16 protein-coding genes are annotated in these 15,056 nt (G+C 51.2%); 4 read left to right on the forward strand and 12 right to left on the reverse strand.

Annotated elements, in window-relative coordinates; genetic code table 11:
- The first annotated feature begins 117 nt into the window (after positions 1 to 117).
- Positions 118 to 966 carry a helix-turn-helix transcriptional regulator gene (locus A8990_RS20905; protein WP_116190992.1) on the forward strand — a complete coding sequence of 283 codons (849 nt, stop codon included), beginning with the start codon at positions 118 to 120 and terminating at the stop codon, positions 964 to 966.
- Positions 967 to 1,048: 82 nt separating this feature from the next.
- Here A8990_RS20905 and A8990_RS20910 read toward each other — a convergent pair whose 3' ends face one another.
- The 5 genes from A8990_RS20910 to A8990_RS20930 form a co-directional block, all read right to left on the reverse strand.
- The gene (locus tag A8990_RS20910; RefSeq protein WP_116190993.1) at positions 1,049 to 2,302 is read right to left on the reverse strand and encodes an aspartate kinase; all 1,254 of its coding nucleotides are present in this window, start codon (positions 2,300 to 2,302) and stop codon (positions 1,049 to 1,051) included.
- Positions 2,303 to 2,453: 151 nt separating this feature from the next.
- On the reverse strand, positions 2,454 to 3,011 hold the full coding sequence (gene efp / locus A8990_RS20915) for an elongation factor P (RefSeq protein WP_116190994.1): 558 nt from the start codon (positions 3,009 to 3,011) through the stop codon (positions 2,454 to 2,456).
- A gap of 72 nt (positions 3,012 to 3,083) precedes the next feature.
- Entirely contained in the window at positions 3,084 to 4,157 is a 1,074-nt protein-coding gene (locus A8990_RS20920; protein WP_116190995.1) for a M24 family metallopeptidase, read from the reverse strand.
- A gap of 20 nt (positions 4,158 to 4,177) precedes the next feature.
- Entirely contained in the window at positions 4,178 to 4,615 is a 438-nt protein-coding gene (gene aroQ / locus A8990_RS20925) for a type II 3-dehydroquinate dehydratase (RefSeq protein ID WP_116190996.1), read from the reverse strand.
- A 90-nt stretch (positions 4,616 to 4,705) separates the two neighbouring features.
- A complete protein-coding gene (locus tag A8990_RS20930; protein ID WP_245996131.1) occupies positions 4,706 to 5,230 on the reverse strand; it encodes a YqhR family membrane protein in 525 nt (174 codons plus the stop codon).
- 266 nt (positions 5,231 to 5,496) lie between these two features.
- Here A8990_RS20930 and A8990_RS20935 point away from each other — a divergent pair, with 266 nt between their 5' ends.
- The gene (locus A8990_RS20935; RefSeq protein WP_116191028.1) at positions 5,497 to 6,411 is read left to right on the forward strand and encodes a DUF1385 domain-containing protein; all 915 of its coding nucleotides are present in this window, start codon (positions 5,497 to 5,499) and stop codon (positions 6,409 to 6,411) included.
- 62 nt (positions 6,412 to 6,473) lie between these two features.
- Entirely contained in the window at positions 6,474 to 6,752 is a 279-nt protein-coding gene (locus tag A8990_RS20940) for a 6TM ABC transporter family protein (protein WP_116190997.1), read from the forward strand.
- A gap of 61 nt (positions 6,753 to 6,813) precedes the next feature.
- Here the strand turns inward: A8990_RS20940 and mntR are convergent, their stop codons facing one another.
- Positions 6,814 to 7,242, reverse strand: coding sequence for a transcriptional regulator MntR (gene mntR, locus A8990_RS20945; protein WP_116190998.1), 429 nt, complete (start codon positions 7,240 to 7,242; stop codon positions 6,814 to 6,816).
- A gap of 207 nt (positions 7,243 to 7,449) precedes the next feature.
- On the opposite strand from mntR, the gene splB reads away from it, so the two are divergent.
- On the forward strand, positions 7,450 to 8,520 hold the full coding sequence (gene splB / locus A8990_RS20950; RefSeq protein ID WP_116190999.1) for a spore photoproduct lyase: 1,071 nt from the start codon (positions 7,450 to 7,452) through the stop codon (positions 8,518 to 8,520).
- A 234-nt stretch (positions 8,521 to 8,754) separates the two neighbouring features.
- Here splB and A8990_RS20955 read toward each other — a convergent pair whose 3' ends face one another.
- The 6 genes from A8990_RS20955 to yidD form a co-directional block, all read right to left on the reverse strand.
- A complete protein-coding gene (locus A8990_RS20955) occupies positions 8,755 to 9,468 on the reverse strand; it encodes a cytochrome c biogenesis CcdA family protein (protein WP_116191000.1) in 714 nt (237 codons plus the stop codon).
- Between the two features lie 15 nt (positions 9,469 to 9,483).
- Positions 9,484 to 10,290 carry a metal ABC transporter permease gene (locus A8990_RS20960; RefSeq protein WP_116191001.1) on the reverse strand — a complete coding sequence of 269 codons (807 nt, stop codon included), beginning with the start codon at positions 10,288 to 10,290 and terminating at the stop codon, positions 9,484 to 9,486.
- A 3-nt stretch (positions 10,291 to 10,293) separates the two neighbouring features.
- Entirely contained in the window at positions 10,294 to 11,100 is an 807-nt protein-coding gene (locus A8990_RS20965) for a metal ABC transporter ATP-binding protein (protein ID WP_181909695.1), read from the reverse strand.
- Positions 11,101 to 11,115: 15 nt separating this feature from the next.
- Positions 11,116 to 12,069, reverse strand: coding sequence for a metal ABC transporter solute-binding protein, Zn/Mn family (locus A8990_RS20970; protein ID WP_116191002.1), 954 nt, complete (start codon positions 12,067 to 12,069; stop codon positions 11,116 to 11,118).
- 119 nt (positions 12,070 to 12,188) lie between these two features.
- A complete protein-coding gene (gene metG / locus A8990_RS20975; protein WP_116191003.1) occupies positions 12,189 to 14,222 on the reverse strand; it encodes a methionine--tRNA ligase in 2,034 nt (677 codons plus the stop codon).
- A 399-nt stretch (positions 14,223 to 14,621) separates the two neighbouring features.
- A complete protein-coding gene (gene yidD / locus A8990_RS20980) occupies positions 14,622 to 14,900 on the reverse strand; it encodes a membrane protein insertion efficiency factor YidD (RefSeq protein ID WP_116191004.1) in 279 nt (92 codons plus the stop codon).
- Between the last annotated feature and the right edge of the window lie 156 nt (positions 14,901 to 15,056).

A 15,056-nucleotide genomic window follows, 5' to 3' on the forward strand; every position in this document is an offset into this window, starting at 1 on the left:
CTAATTGCGTTCCGAGTTGCCTGCTATCCCATCTTGCGCTACAATTTATCCTATTACAAGTTTGTATTTATCCTAGTATAATAACTACCAGACTACTACTTGGAGGTTCTATTAATCATGAATCGGCAAGCCAGGCTGCAAGCACTATCCGAATTTCTCAAGAAGCGCCGCGCGCAAACGATGCCTCAGACGGTTGGCCTGCCTGCAGGCATTCGCAGGAGAACACCTGGGCTGCGGCGTGAGGAAGTCGCACAACTCGCAGGAGTAAGCACGACCTGGTACACATGGCTCGAGCAGGGCCGCGATATCCAAGTCTCTGCATCCGTGCTGGACTGCGTCGCTTCGGCGCTCCAACTGACCTCCGACGAGCGCAGGTATCTGTTTTCGCTGGCCATGGAGTCCACGAGCACGCCTGCTCCGGAATTGCAGCTGCTCCCGGAGATTCGCCCATCACTCCAACGGATCTTGAAAGAGCTCCGCTACTGCCCTACGATCGTCACCGACAGGCGATTTCGAATTGTCGGCTGGAATGAAGCCGCTTCCCGCGTATTTCTGGATTTCGACCTGCTGCCAGCAGAAGACCGCAACCTCGTTCGGCTGTTGTTTGCGCGCAAGGATTTCCGGCGGCTGGCGGCAAATTGGGAGCACTTCGCCTTGGATTTCCTCGCCATTTTCCGAGCGTATTATGGACGTTATGTAGAAGATGAGTGGTACGAAGACTTCCTCTCGGAGATGAGAGCATCATACCCCGATTTCGATTCGCTCTGGGAGCGGAGCCGAGTCAGTCTCGCGCCGGAGATGGTAATCGAGTTCCGCCACGCCGCAGCCGGCAAAATGCTGTTCCAGCTGACCTCGCTGCAAGTGCAAGGCGAGGATGACCTGCGCTGCAGCATCTACACGCCTGCCGCAGACACTACGACTGAGAGCAAGCTGCGAAAGCTGCTCGACACGCAGTCCCCCTCATAGCTCATAATCGAAGAAACATAAACACAAAAAAACAGCAGCACCCTAAGGTGCTGCTGTTTTCCAATACCGGCAATCTTATATCCTATCGGCGATCCTGCGGGCCGCCTACGAAAGCTTGCTCTGCTGTGTCCAGGCCGTATGCCGTGTGCAGTGCGCGGACAACATCTTGCGTGTGTTCTGCACCGATTACGACGGACAGACGGATTTCGGAAGTCGTAACGAGCTTGATGCTGATGCCTTGCTCGTAGATCGCTGCGAACATTTTTGCCGCAACCCCTGGATTGCTGACCATGCCTGCACCAACGATGGAAACCTTCACGAGGTTCTCTTCGGAAGTCACTTCACGGTAAGGCACTTCCGCGCGGATACGCTCCACAATGCCAATCGCTCTATCTTTATCTGTCAGCGTTACAGTGAACGCGAAGTCTGCTTTACCGTCTTGCGTGCCGCTCTGTACGATAATATCGACGTCAACGCCGTTCGATGCAAGCGCGCCGAATACTTTGGCAAGAACGCCTGGAATATCTTCAACACCCAAGATGCTAATACGTGCTACGTTTTTATCAAATGCAATACCGCGAACGGCATTTCCTTGCTCCATTACCGCTTCCTCCTTCACACTCGTACCTTCATTTTGCGTAAAGCTAGAACGTACAACCAAATTCACATTGTAATTTTTCGCATATTCAACGGCACGAGGATGCAGAACGGCAGCACCTAGGTTAGCAAGCTCCAGCATTTCATCGTACGTAATTTCATCTAGCTTGCGAGCGCATTTTACAACACGCGGATCAGTCGAATAAATACCGTCTACATCGGTATAGATCTCACATACGTCAGCTTTGAGTGCCGCCGCAAGAGCGACTGCAGTTGTATCGGAACCGCCGCGGCCCAGTGTCGTAATGTCGCCATCTTCCGTCGCACCTTGGAAGCCTGCAACGATGGCTGCGTAGCCACTGTCGAGTGCCGCAAAAATCCGATCGGGCTGAATGTCCGAAATACGTGCCTTGCCGTGAACCGCTTCTGTTGTAATCCCAGCCTGCCAGCCCGTGAACGACTTGGATTTCAGTCCGATCGCGTCTATTGCCATCGACAGCAATGCAATCGAAATTTGCTCGCCAACCGTCAGCAGCATATCCATCTCACGTGCAGGCGGATTGGCATTAAGCAGCTTGGATTGATCAATTAAATCGTCTGTTGTATCGCCCATTGCGGAAACGACAACAACGACTTTATGGCCAGCCTCTTTATAATCGGCGATGCGTCTTGCAACGCGCTGCATCCGTTCAGTTGAGCCAACGGAGCTGCCGCCGAATTTCATTACTATCAACGACACTGCTAATCCACTCCCAACGTTGTTCGATCTCTGTAGAGTATGAAGTTCTTTTCTAACACAAGATTATAACACAACGACACAATTTTGAATATGAACCACCAACAAAAAAACCGCACGGCACTAAGACCGGGCGGCTTCTTTTGTCATGAAATTAAGCACGGGAGATGTACTTGCCATCGCGCGTGTCGATAAGAAGAACGTCGCCTTCGTTGATGAACAGCGGAACTTGGACGTTCAGGCCTGTTTCGACTGTAGCGTTCTTCGTTGCGCCTTGCGCCGTGTTGCCTTTTACGCCTGGTTCTGTTTCTGTTACTTTCAGGTCTACGTTGTTAGGCAGTTGAATACCGATGATTTCCTCGTGGTAGCTTGTGATGTTAACGGTCATGTTTTCTTTCAAGAAGTTAACTTCCCATTCCAATTGCTTCTTGTCGAGATTGAATTGGTCGTAAGTTTCGTTATCCATGAACGTATACTCCGCACCGGAGTTGTACAGGTATTGCACCGCACGGTTCTCGATGTTTGCTTTGCCGATGTTCTCGCCTGCGCGGAACGTTCTTTCAACAGTGTTGCCGTTACGCAGGTTTTTCAGCTTCGAACGAACGAATGCTGCACCTTTGCCTGGTTTAACGTGTTGGAAATCAAGAACTGTGAAGATATCGCCGTCTACCTCAACGGTAAGACCCGTTTTAAAATCGTTTACTGAAATCACTCTAGGTTTCCTCCTGTAATAAGCGGTCCATCAGGTGCTGATCCGCTGCTTGGGTAATGTTGTTTATAAATCTCATTCCAAAATGAACAATGCCTTCGGAGATGAGGTTAATAACGAATTGCCGTTCTCGGTGATGACGATGTCATCCTCGATGCGAACGCCGCCGAAACCTGGCAAGTAAATGCCTGGCTCCACCGTAACTGTCATGCCTGGCTCAAGCACTGTCGTTCCGCCAACCGATACACGTGGCGCTTCGTGAATTTCCATACCGAAACCATGGCCTGTACCGTGACCGAACTTGTCACCGTAGCCATACTTCGTGATGATGTCACGAGCAAGTGCATCCGCTTCGCGGCCTGTCATGCCTGGCTTAATGCCGGCAAGTGCAGTCATTTGCGCTTCAAGCACGATTTCGTAAATTTCGCGATGCTTGTCTGTCGGCTTGCCTACAACGATCGTTCTTGTCAGATCGGAGCAGTAGCCTTTGAGCAGAGCACCAAAGTCAAGCTTAACAAATTCATTATTGCCAATGATTCGATCGCTTGCAACACCGTGCGGCAGCGCAGAACGCTCACCTGATGCGACAATCGTATCGAACGAAGACGAAGTAGCGCCTTTGCTGCGCATGTACATCTCCATCTCAAGCGCGACGGCGCGCTCGCTGACGCCTGGCTTGATGAAGCTGAGGATGTGCTGGAATGTCTCATCCGCAAGCGCACAGGCTTCACGAATAACGGCAAGCTCTGCATCATCCTTATAAAGGCGCAGCTGTTCAATTGCTCCGGATACCGGTACAAGCTCGATCGAGCCAAGAACGCCATTCCAGTCGGAATAGCTGCTGAATACGACGTGATCCTGTTCGAAAGCAAGCTTGCGTACGCCTGCCTTATCCGCCAAATCACGAACCGTCTCAATCCATTTCGGACCATGCTCGACCACTGTGAAGTGAGGAGCTTGCTGCGGCGCTTGCGTCATGTAACGGAAGTCCGTCAGCAGCCAGCTGTCTGCCGCTGTGATAAGCAGCATGCCAGAAGATCCAGTAAATCCACTTATGTACCGACGGTTAACGGCACTTGTTACGAGAATCGCATCTGCCTGCAGACCTGCAAGCTTCTCTCGCAATCCGGCTAAACGTTTCTGTGTCAAAAGTATCACCCTTTTTCTAATTACTGCTTCAGCTGATTCACTAGTGCATGGACGCCAAGCACATAGCTTTGAGCGCCAAACCCTGCGATCTGACCGATCGCAACTGGCGCGATGACTGAAACATGACGAAACGCTTCCCGCTTATGAATGTTCGATAAATGCACCTCAACGACAGGAATGCCGACGCTTGCGATCGCATCGCGAATGGCAATGCTGTAGTGAGTGAACGCTCCAGGGTTCATGACGATTCCCTCTACTTGGCCGTATGCCTCGTGGATGCGGTCGATTAGTGCCCCTTCGTGATTGGATTGGAAGAACGAAATGTCAACTCCGAGCGATGCCGCTGTTTCCTTCAGCATCTCTTCAATAGCTGGAAGCGACATGGAACCGTAAACACCTGGCTCACGAATGCCAAGCATGTTTAAATTCGGCCCGTTTAGTACAAGTATTCGAGTCATGGAGAATCCTCCCGGCGCATAGATCAATTGCCATTCTACCACAAAGACCCACGCTTTGAGAAGTGCTCGCCCAGCAGCTCATGCCATGCACTAGCTCGCTCCCGCTGGCTCCCGTCCCGCTTCATCGGAAAATTCAAAAGCAATCGTGTAGCCGATGAATAATCCCCACAGTACAAACAGGCAGCATTCCGTAATCAGCGTCTTATATCCGATTAGATTATAAGCCTTAGTCATACTCATCGCAGGGCCAATCGTCATAAAGATCAGCGCCCACCATAGCATTCCATAAAGGATGCCCGGCCACGGACCAAATAGTCGCCCAAGCAGCACCTTATAGATGAATGTCGCGATAATCGAGAATACAATGAACGCCGCGATCCCAAGCAGACCCCCCCACCACTTCAGCAGGAAAGACTGTTTATAGAACGGATCCAAGAGAAACGCCGGCATAACCTTCGTGAAGTTCAGCGCAAAAAGCAGCCAGTGGACCAAGCCCCATATCAGTCCTGCAAAAAAGCCAAGTTGCAAGCAAAAAGCGGTCGGATTCGTATGTGTACTGCCGTCGTAGTCATTCTTCGTCCCTTGTTGCCGACTGCTTCTCTGTATGTTTCGCAAGATCAGTTTCCTCCATTGCCGTAAAGTTGTACATTGCCGTCATGGATAGTAGTATGCACAAACGAATCGATCACAAATCGGCGGACACCTCGAAATGAGGTAATGGATGGCTCTCGCAAATAGCCGCAGAATCAAGTACAATAGATACAGTAGGTAGCGTATTCAAAGCTATAATCTTACCTTACGTCAAACTAAAGGATGGTGATTCGCCCTTGTCTGAAAGCACACAAAATATTTATGGCGGACAAGCCGTCATCGAAGGTGTTATGTTTGCAGGCCGTCACGCTAATGTCACTGCCGTACGGCGCAAAAATAATGAAATTATTTTCTACGAAGTGCCGAGAACGACCAAGCCTTGGATTCAGAGGCTGAAGAAAATCCCGCTCGTACGCGGTGTAGTCGCAATTCTCGAATCAAGCGCAAAAGGTTCGCAGCATTTGAACTTCTCCATGGAGTCTTATGCAGAGGACGAGCTGGCGGATTCGAGCAAGGAAGGCACAGCCGAAGCAGCTGCGGCGAAATCGGCGAAGAAAGAAGAGAAAAGCGGCTGGAGCCTGAGCATGATCGTCGGAGTTGCCGTTGCAGGTATATTGTCGTTCGCGTTTGGTAAGATTGTTTTCACGGTAGTGCCTGCCATTATTGAGCAGCTGCTCTTCCAGCACTCCTTCTCTAACCGAGTCGTACACAACCTTATTGAAGGTGTTATCAAAATTTTGTTCTTGCTCTCATATTTATATATTATCTCGTTAACACCGCTCATTAAGCGCCTGTTCCAATATCACGGCGCCGAGCATAAAGTAATAAGCGCCTATGAAGCAGGAGCGGAATTGACTGTTTCGAATGTACAGAAGTACACCAGACTCCATTACCGCTGCGGCAGCAGCTTTATTGTCTTCTCGGTATTGGTCGGCGTCGTCGTCTATTCCTTCTTCCATTGGGATTCGCTCTGGGAACGGATTTACTTGCGCATTCTGCTCCTTCCAGTCGTTTTAGGCGTATCCTATGAAGCGCTTCGCTTCACGAACGCGCTTCGCGATTTGCCAGTGCTTCGTTTCCTCGGCTATCCGGGCCTGTGGCTCCAGAAGCTGACAACGAAAGAACCTACGGATGAACAAGTGGCTGTATCGATCGCTTCCTTCAACCGGATGCTTGAACTCGATGGTCAGGTGAGCAAGCCGTAAATCAACGTTTCACGAATGAATCTTAGTTTCGGGAAGAAAGGGTGGGAGCCATGCCTCGTAAAATGAGTCTATTGTCCATCGTCATCCTTGTGCTCGTCGTCATCGGCATTGTTTCGCAAACGATAAGCAATCCCTATCAGCTACTTATTCCGGTTGTCGTGTTCGGCGTTATTTATTTGCTGTATAAGTTTCCGCCAGGCGGCGTGCGAACGAAAGCAAAGCCGCGCTACAAGACGCAGTCCCGCAAGGACCAGCCTGCCAAGAGCAAGCAGCGTAAGAACATGCCGTTCCGCGTCATTGAGGGCGGCAAGGATGACGACAATTTACCGAAGTATCATTAATTAGCAAACTAATAAGGGGCATCCCTCAGCTACTCTGCTGAAGGATGCCCCTTTCGAATACCTATATATTATCGCTATTGAGCTCGGCATGAACCGACCGGAACTCCTCCAGACGCGATGGCTCTCTCCGGAAAAACTCCACAAGCGTCTCAATGCATGTGATTGAGTCCCAGCTCAAGTGATGCTCGATACCTTCGACATCCTTATAGATGTTCTCTTCCTGAACGCCGATAACGGTCAGGAACGATTCCAGCAGATGATGGCGCTCAACAAGCCGCTTGCCCATCTTCTTCCCTTTGTTCGTAAGTACAAGCCCGCGATACTTCTCATAGATCAAATAATTATCTTTATCCAGCTTCTGGATCATCTTCGTTACGGAAGAAGGATGAACTTCAAGCCCTTCCGCGATATCCGAAACCCGGGCATAGCCTTTCTCATCAATCAATTTATAAATCCGTTCCAAATAATCCTCCATACTTGGAGTAGGCATTCGCTCGTTCCTCCATTCACCGTCATCCTGTACGTAGGATTGTTCGACTAGTGCTAAATTGTGCTAACCGTTTCGTTTACTCTTAGTATTCTACACTGCCTTCTATAGGTGCCGCAACCTGTCCGACTGAACTTTCCATGTTTGCTCCTGCCCTTGCACCAGCAAACTAAAGGCATACTTCTAGACCCGAAGGAGGCAGCTTCCACCTTGAGCACCACCTTACTTGAAAGGCCGGCGGCTAAGAAATCAGTTCATGATTCGTTCATTCCGGAGCTTGTTTATTTTGAGCCCTCTGCCCTTGAATATCCTAAAGGTCAGCACATCATGGAATGGGTCAAATCGCTCGGTATTCCTTATAAAATGACGACCTCCCACAACCGAATCACGAACCTGCCTGGCGAAACCGAACTCGAGCAGTATAAAATCGCCAAGCGGACACTCGTCGTCGGCATCCGCAAAACGTTGAAGTTCGATACGTCCAAGCCATCTGCGGAGTATGCCATTCCGATTGCGACGGGCTGCATGGGTCACTGCCATTACTGTTACTTGCAAACAACGCTTGGCGCAAAGCCTTACATTCGGGTATATGTCAATACGGACGAGATCATGCAAGCGGCAAAAGGGTACATCGACGAGCGTATCCCTGAGATTACCCGCTTCGAAGCCGCTTGTACCTCCGACCCGGTTGGGTTAGAGCCTATTACCGGCAGCTTGCGGGAGCTGATCACCTTCATGGCAGATCAGGAATATGGCAGGCTGCGTTTTGTGACGAAGTTCCATTATGTCGATTCGCTGCTGGACATTAAGCATAACGGTCACACCCGCGTTCGGTTCAGCGTGAATGCGAAGTACGTTATCAAGAACTTCGAGCCATCAACGTCTCGTTTCGAGGACCGCATTGAAGCAGCTGCCAAGATCGCCCGCGCCGGCTATCCGCTCGGCTTCATCATCGCGCCGATTATCTGGCATGACGGCTGGCAGGAAGGCTACGCCGAACTGCTCTCTTCCCTGGCGGCAGCATTGCCGAAGGATGCGTCGACCGGGTTGACGTTCGAGCTGATCCAGCATCGCTTCACGAAGACAGCGAAGAATGTCATTGAGAAGCGCTATCCGCGCACGAAGCTCGAGATGGATATCGAGAAACGCAAATATAAATGGGGCCGCTGGGGTCAAGGCAAGTATGTTTACCCCGATGAACAAGCAGAAGCGCTCCGGATGTTCATCTCGGAGCGCATCTTTGAGCATTTTGAGGATGCAAAAATCGAGTACTTCACTTAGAAGTTCAACGAGATACAAAAAGCAAATTCAATAATACCACTTCAGTAAATAGGATGTGCCTGCGGCCGCTGTTGTTACGGTGTTATTTTCTGATTAGACTAGATGGTTACAACACCTTCACAAAGGCGGCACGTAAACTCTCCGGCACAATCCTTTTACTTCCGTTCCAATTGAATTTACTTTGCATCGGATTGAATAAGTTCCGTCAACATGAAAACATAGGTTCCAACAGCATTAGAACTTGAGCCACTCCGGCGTGATCGAGTTCAGCCAGATGGTGATTTCCGTCATCTTGTCGGTGAACAGCAGAATGCCCATGATGAGCATGCCCGCTCCGCCGATTTTCATCATGATACCCGAATAGCGGACGATCCATCTCGTCGAGCCGATGAAGAAGGCCAGTACGAAGAACGGAATGGCGAAGCCTAGCGCGTACGCCGTCGTCAGCTCAAACCATGTGCCCGGCTCCGATGCCGCCATGAGCAGAATGCTCGCCAGGATCGGGCCGGTACATGGCGACCAGCCTGCCGAGAAGCCGATGCCGAAGATGAATGAGGCGAGATAGCCGGAGCGCTTCATCTTCAGCGGCATTTTCATCTCACGTAGCAGTATTCTAGGCTGAATCAAGCCCATTAGTATAAAGCCCATAAGGATAATAAGGACGGCGGACAATTGCCGAATCAAGTCTTGATATTCAGAGAACAATTCTGCAAAGGCATTCGTGCTATACCCAAGCGTGTAATATACGATTGAGAAGCCAAGGATGAAGAACAGCGTATGGCTCATCGTCCGAACCCGGACTTCGCGGCCAGGGTGCTCGCTCTTCAGATCACTTACGGAAACGCCTGTTATGTACGACAAGTAGGAGGGATAGAGCGGCAGACAGCATGGGGAAACGAATGAAGCAATTCCCGCGCCGAAAGCAGCCCATACCGTTACATCAGACATAGGTCACCTTCACTTTCAACCTGCGTTAAGTCTCCGGCGAACCGAAAGCAGCAGCAGTAGAATGACAATTAAGAGCATAACGATCGTACCGCCTGGCGCCAGGTTCCATACTCCAGCAGACAGTAGACCAGCAATAACGGCTAGCTCTGCAATAACAACGACAGTAACAACAGACTGCTTGAAGCTTCTCGCGATGACGAGGCTGCATGCGGCCGGGATCGTAAGCAGCGCGGATACGAGAAGCGCACCGACGATTTTGATCGAGACACTAATTACGAGTGCAGTAAGCACGCTAATCATAAAGTTAAAGAATCGTGTCGGCAAACCACTGACAGCCGCCGCATCTTCATCGAAAGTGAGCAAAAACAGCTCCTTCGCATGCAGGCCAACCGACAGCAGCACGACAACAGTTACTACGCCTATCAACACCAAGTCCGTCGTATCCAGCGTATAAATACTGCCGAATAAGTAGCCGCTGACACTGACATTGAAGCCCTTGCCCATCGTGAACAATAGCGAAGCAAGCGCGACGCCGCCGGACATAATAATTGCTATCGACAGCTCTGCGTAAGTCTTATACGCCTTGCGCAGCTTCTCGATCGCGAACGTCGCCGCTAGCGCGAAGATGAGCCCGACAGCGACCGGATATACGCCAATGAGAAATCCGAGCGCAACTCCCGCAATCGATACGTGCGCGAGTGTGTCGCCGATCATGGAAAGCCTTCGCAAGACAAGAAACAGTCCCATGAGCGGAGCCGTAATCCCAATCAGGACGCCGCCGATGAGCGCCCTTTGAAAAAATTCCGTCGTTATGATATCCAACCTCTATACGCCCACTTTCCCTCGTTCCATCGAATGGCGCAGCTCTCGCAAGCTGTGCGTTAAATTCGTCTCCACGCAATCTTCCAGGTCATGTGAATGCTTCACATAAAACTTGATCTTGCCAGCTTCCTGCTTCGGCTGCTCCCCAAGATAGGACCGGATCATCTCCATATCATGCGACACCATCAGGAACGTGATGTTATGGTGCTGGTGCATATGCTTGATGAGATGGAAGAATCCTTCCTGCGTCTCCGAATCGATGCCGACCGTCGGCTCATCGAGAATGAGCAGCGCCGGATTGTTGATTAGCGCGCGAGCGAGAAAAGCACGCTGCTGCTGTCCGCCCGACAGCTCCCCGATCCGTTTGCCGGCCAAGTCTTCGATCTTCATCGCGTGAAGAGCCTCTTCGCATTTGATGCTGTCGGCCTTCGTTACACGCCGGAACAGCTTGTTGCGGCTGAACAATCCGGACATGACAACCTCGCGAACAGTCGCTGGAAACAATGGATTAAACGAGTTTTTTTGCGGGACGTATCCGATCAAGTTCCAGCTGCGGAATTGTTCGATCGGTTCGCCGAATAACTTGATGGAACCGCTGGTCGGTTCGAGCAACCCAACGATCATGCGAAGGAGCGTCGTTTTGCCTGCTCCGTTCGAGCCGATTAACCCGACAAAGTCCCGCTCCTGCACGGAAAAATTGACATGATTGATGACCGGCTTCTGCTTATAAGCAAACGATACATTTTCAAGCTCGATGATGGACCGGTGGCAGACCAAGGATTTGGAATCTTGCTGCAGTTTTTGAAGCATCGATTTTCCTTCTTTCTATTGTAAGGCTTGGACTAGATTTTGCAAATTCGTCCGCATGAGAGAGAAGTAGTCTTCTCCCTTCTTCTCTTGCTCCGGCGTCAGCCCTTCAAGCGGGTTCAACACCATCGTGCTCACATCTGCTTCATTCGCAAGCGTCTTGGCAAGTTCATCGGAAACGAGCTCTTCGAAGAAAATAAAATTGATGCCGTTGTCCTTCACAAACTTCGTAATGCGGAGCAAATCCTGCGCCTTCGGCTCTGCATCAGGCGACAACCCCATTATAGCCACTTGTTTCAGTCCATAATCCCTTGCCAGATAACCGAACGCTTGATGGGACGTCACAATATCCTTATGCGGCACCTTCGTGAGAGCATCGGTGTATTCTTGATCCAAGTCCTTGAGCTGCTTATACAGCTTATCGTAGTTCGCTGTATAAGCATCTTGATGAGCAGGATCTGCCTTCACATAGTTCTTCAGTACAGTGTCCGCCATGATGAGCATCGATTTAGGGCTTACCCATGTGTGCGGATCCACATCCTTCGCATCCGCATCATCTTCGTGCTCATCTGCTTCCGGATTGCCGGAAATTTTCGTAATGCCTTCACTTGCTTCAACTGTAATCAGCTTGGAATCGCTAGGCAGCCCTTCCAGGAAGTCTGGCACCCAGCCCTCAAGTCCTGCGCCGTTATACAAGAACAGCTGCGCTTTCGCCGCCGTATCCAGATCCCGGCTCTTCGGACTCCAGTCATGCGGCTCCACGCCGGCTGGAATCATATTAATGACATTCGCATTCTCTCCGCCAATCTGATGGGCTAGAAAATAGAGCGGGTAGAAGCTTGTTACGACATTCGTCTTGCCTTCGACGAGCTTGCTACTGCTGGAAGATCCGCAAGCAGCCAGAATAACAATGAAAAAAGTCAGCATCGCGGCTGACAGGACATGCTTGCCTATGGAACGCTTATAAAACATGAACCGAACACCTCAATCCGTCATAATCGTAAACATTACAATTAGATTATATAGACTGAAAAAATCAGTGTCAATATGAAACCGCCGGAGCACTGGCCCCGGCGGCTTTACGTTCATCCTTATTTCACAATTGCGCCGTTCGGCATATCGTTAGGCACAGTTGCTAGCGTCAATTGATCGCCGTGCGACGCAGCAAGTATCATGCCTTTCGACATTTCGCCGCGCAGTTTCACCGGCTTGAGGTTCGTCACGCAGATCACTTTGCGTCCAACGAGCTGCTCCGGCGTGTAGAACTTCGCGATACCGGAAACCACTTGGCGCTGCTCGAAGCCAAGATCAAGCTGCAGCTTCAGCAGCTTGTCGGCTTTCGGGATCGGCTCCGCCGCAAGCACTTGCGCAACGCGAAGCTCCACCTTCATGAACTCGTCGATGGAAATTTCCTCCTTCGCTTCCGGAGCTTCGACTGCTGCAGGCTCCCCTGCTCCGGTCGCTGCCGCAGCCGCGGCCGCCGTCGCTTGCTCCGCCGCAGGTGCTGCAGCTTCTGCTGCTTCAGCCTGTGCAGCCGCGCCGCCGCCCATCGATACGGCGATGAACTCCGTCTCGACCGCGACATCCAGACGCGGGAAGATCGGATCGCCCTTCGTCACTTTCGTGCCGCCAGGCAGCTGGCCGAATTGCTTCGTGCTGTCCCAAGCAGTCAGCGCGCCTTCTTCAATGCCGAGCTGCGCGCGAACCTTCAGCGGCGCATTCGTCAGGAACGGCTGCAAGAGAATGGAGATGATGCGCAGCGACTCCGCCAGATGGTGCATCACGGAAGCAAGCTCGCCGCGTTTCTCTTCGCTCTTCGCCAGCGTCCAAGGCTGCGTCTCATCGATATATTTGTTCGTCCGGCTAACAAGCTGCCAGATGGCGGTAAGCGCCACGGAGAATTCCATCTTCTCCATTGCGGCTTCCACTTGCTCTACTGTGCTTGTCGCCAGCGTCGACAGCGTCTCGTCGAATGCCGTTACATTGCCATCATAGGCAGGAATATCTCCGCCGAAGTACTTGTCGATCATCGCGACTGTACGATTAAGCAGGTTGCCGAGATCGTTCGCCAGATCGAAGTTGATCCGTTCCACGAAGTTCTCCGGCGTGAACGTTCCGTCAGCGCCAAACGGCACTTCGCGAAGCAGATAGTAGCGCAGTGCATCCAGGCCATAACGGTCGATCAGCGTAACCGGATCAACGACGTTGCCTTTGGACTTGGACATTTTGCCGTCCTTCATGAGCAGCCAGCCATGCGCGAACACTTTCTTCGGCAGCGGCAGTCCAAGCGCCATCAGCATAATCGGCCAGTAGATCGTATGGAAACGAACGATTTCTTTGCCGACCAGATGAACGTCAGCCGGCCAGTATTGATCGTATTTACTCGAATCGCTCGAACCGTAGCCAAGCGCCGTGATGTAGTTCGACAATGCGTCGATCCATACATAGACGACATGCTTCGGATCGCCCTTCACCTTCACGCCCCAATCGAACGTCGTACGGGACACAGCGAGATCTTCAAGACCAGGCTTAATGAAGTTATTGACCATCTCGTTCTTGCGGGATTCCGGCTGGATGAACTCAGGGTTCTCCTCGTAGAACTGCAGCAAGCGATCCGCATAATTGCTCATCCGGAAGAAGTAGCTCTCTTCCTTCACGAGCTCGACGGGACGTCCGCAGTCCGGACAGTTGCCGTTTACGAGCTGACGCTCCAGGAAGAACGATTCACAAGGCGTGCAGTAGAGACCTTCATAGTTTCCTTTATAGATGTCCCCTTGTTGCAGCAGTTGATCGAAAATCTTCTCAACGACTTCTTTGTGGCGTGGCTCAGTCGTACGAATGAAGTCATCATTCGAGATATCGAGCTTCTTCCACAGTTCCTTGATACCGACTACGATATCGTCAACGAACTGCTGCGGCGTCTTGCCTTTCTCTTGTGCCTTACGCTCGATCTTCTGACCGTGTTCATCCGTTCCTGTCAAATACCAAACATCATAGCCACGCAGACGCTTGTAACGCGCCATTGCATCACCGGCAACCGTCGTATACGCATGGCCGATATGCAGCTTATCGCTCGGATAATAAATCGGCGTCGTAATGTAAAAGGATGGTTTCTTCTCGCTCATTGTTCATTCTCCTTCATCATTATCGTGCAAAAAACAAAAAAAGCCTCATCCTCTATGGGACGAAAGCTTGTCGCTTACGCGGTACCACCCAATTTCCTCTCTCGATCGCAGCCCGGCAGCTAATGCCTAAGCAGAGCAAGCGCATCAAGAAAGCTTCATTAGGTTCATCCATCAATAAATGGATGAACGTTACAACCGTTATCGGGGTCAGCCGCCGAGCCCTTACACCAGCCCGCTAAAGGTTGGATGCTCGAGCACGAATTCTCCCGGACCATTTTCCAAAAGCTGCGCCTTGCCGGTTTCCAGCTGCTCCGGCTCTCTGGTAAGGCCAATTCCTCTGTACTTATCCGTTCATCGAATACATGGTATTGGTAATGATTCTCTTGCCCTTGCGATCAACTATACCGAATCCTCCGCGGCGCTGTCAAGCGCGGCAGAAACCCGCTGCCGCTGCAGCTCTTCGCGTGTCGGCGGCACATAATCGATGCCTCCGGGATGAAAGGGATGACAGCGGCAAATCCGTCTCACCGCAAGCCAGCTCCCCCGAAGCGGACCATGTTTGTCGATCGCTTCGAGCGCGTACGCCGAGCAGGTTGGATAGAACCGGCATGTCGGCGGCTTGAGCGGCGATATGAATTTCCGATAGGCATGGATCGGCGCTTTAATCACGCTGCGCATGACGGACCACCTCCTTTCCTAACTATAGTCGAAAATTCGGCATAACGCCAACCTATCATGAACAGACTATGATCCTGCGACATAGTGTTTGTCGCAATTTTGTAGTTTTTTTGTCACCGAAATGGATTATTAAGCGTTTTCGATTGTGTTACGGTA

The sequence above is a fragment of the Paenibacillus taihuensis genome, assembly GCF_003386535.1.
GTDB lineage: Bacteria > Bacillota > Bacilli > Paenibacillales > Paenibacillaceae > Paenibacillus_Z > Paenibacillus_Z taihuensis.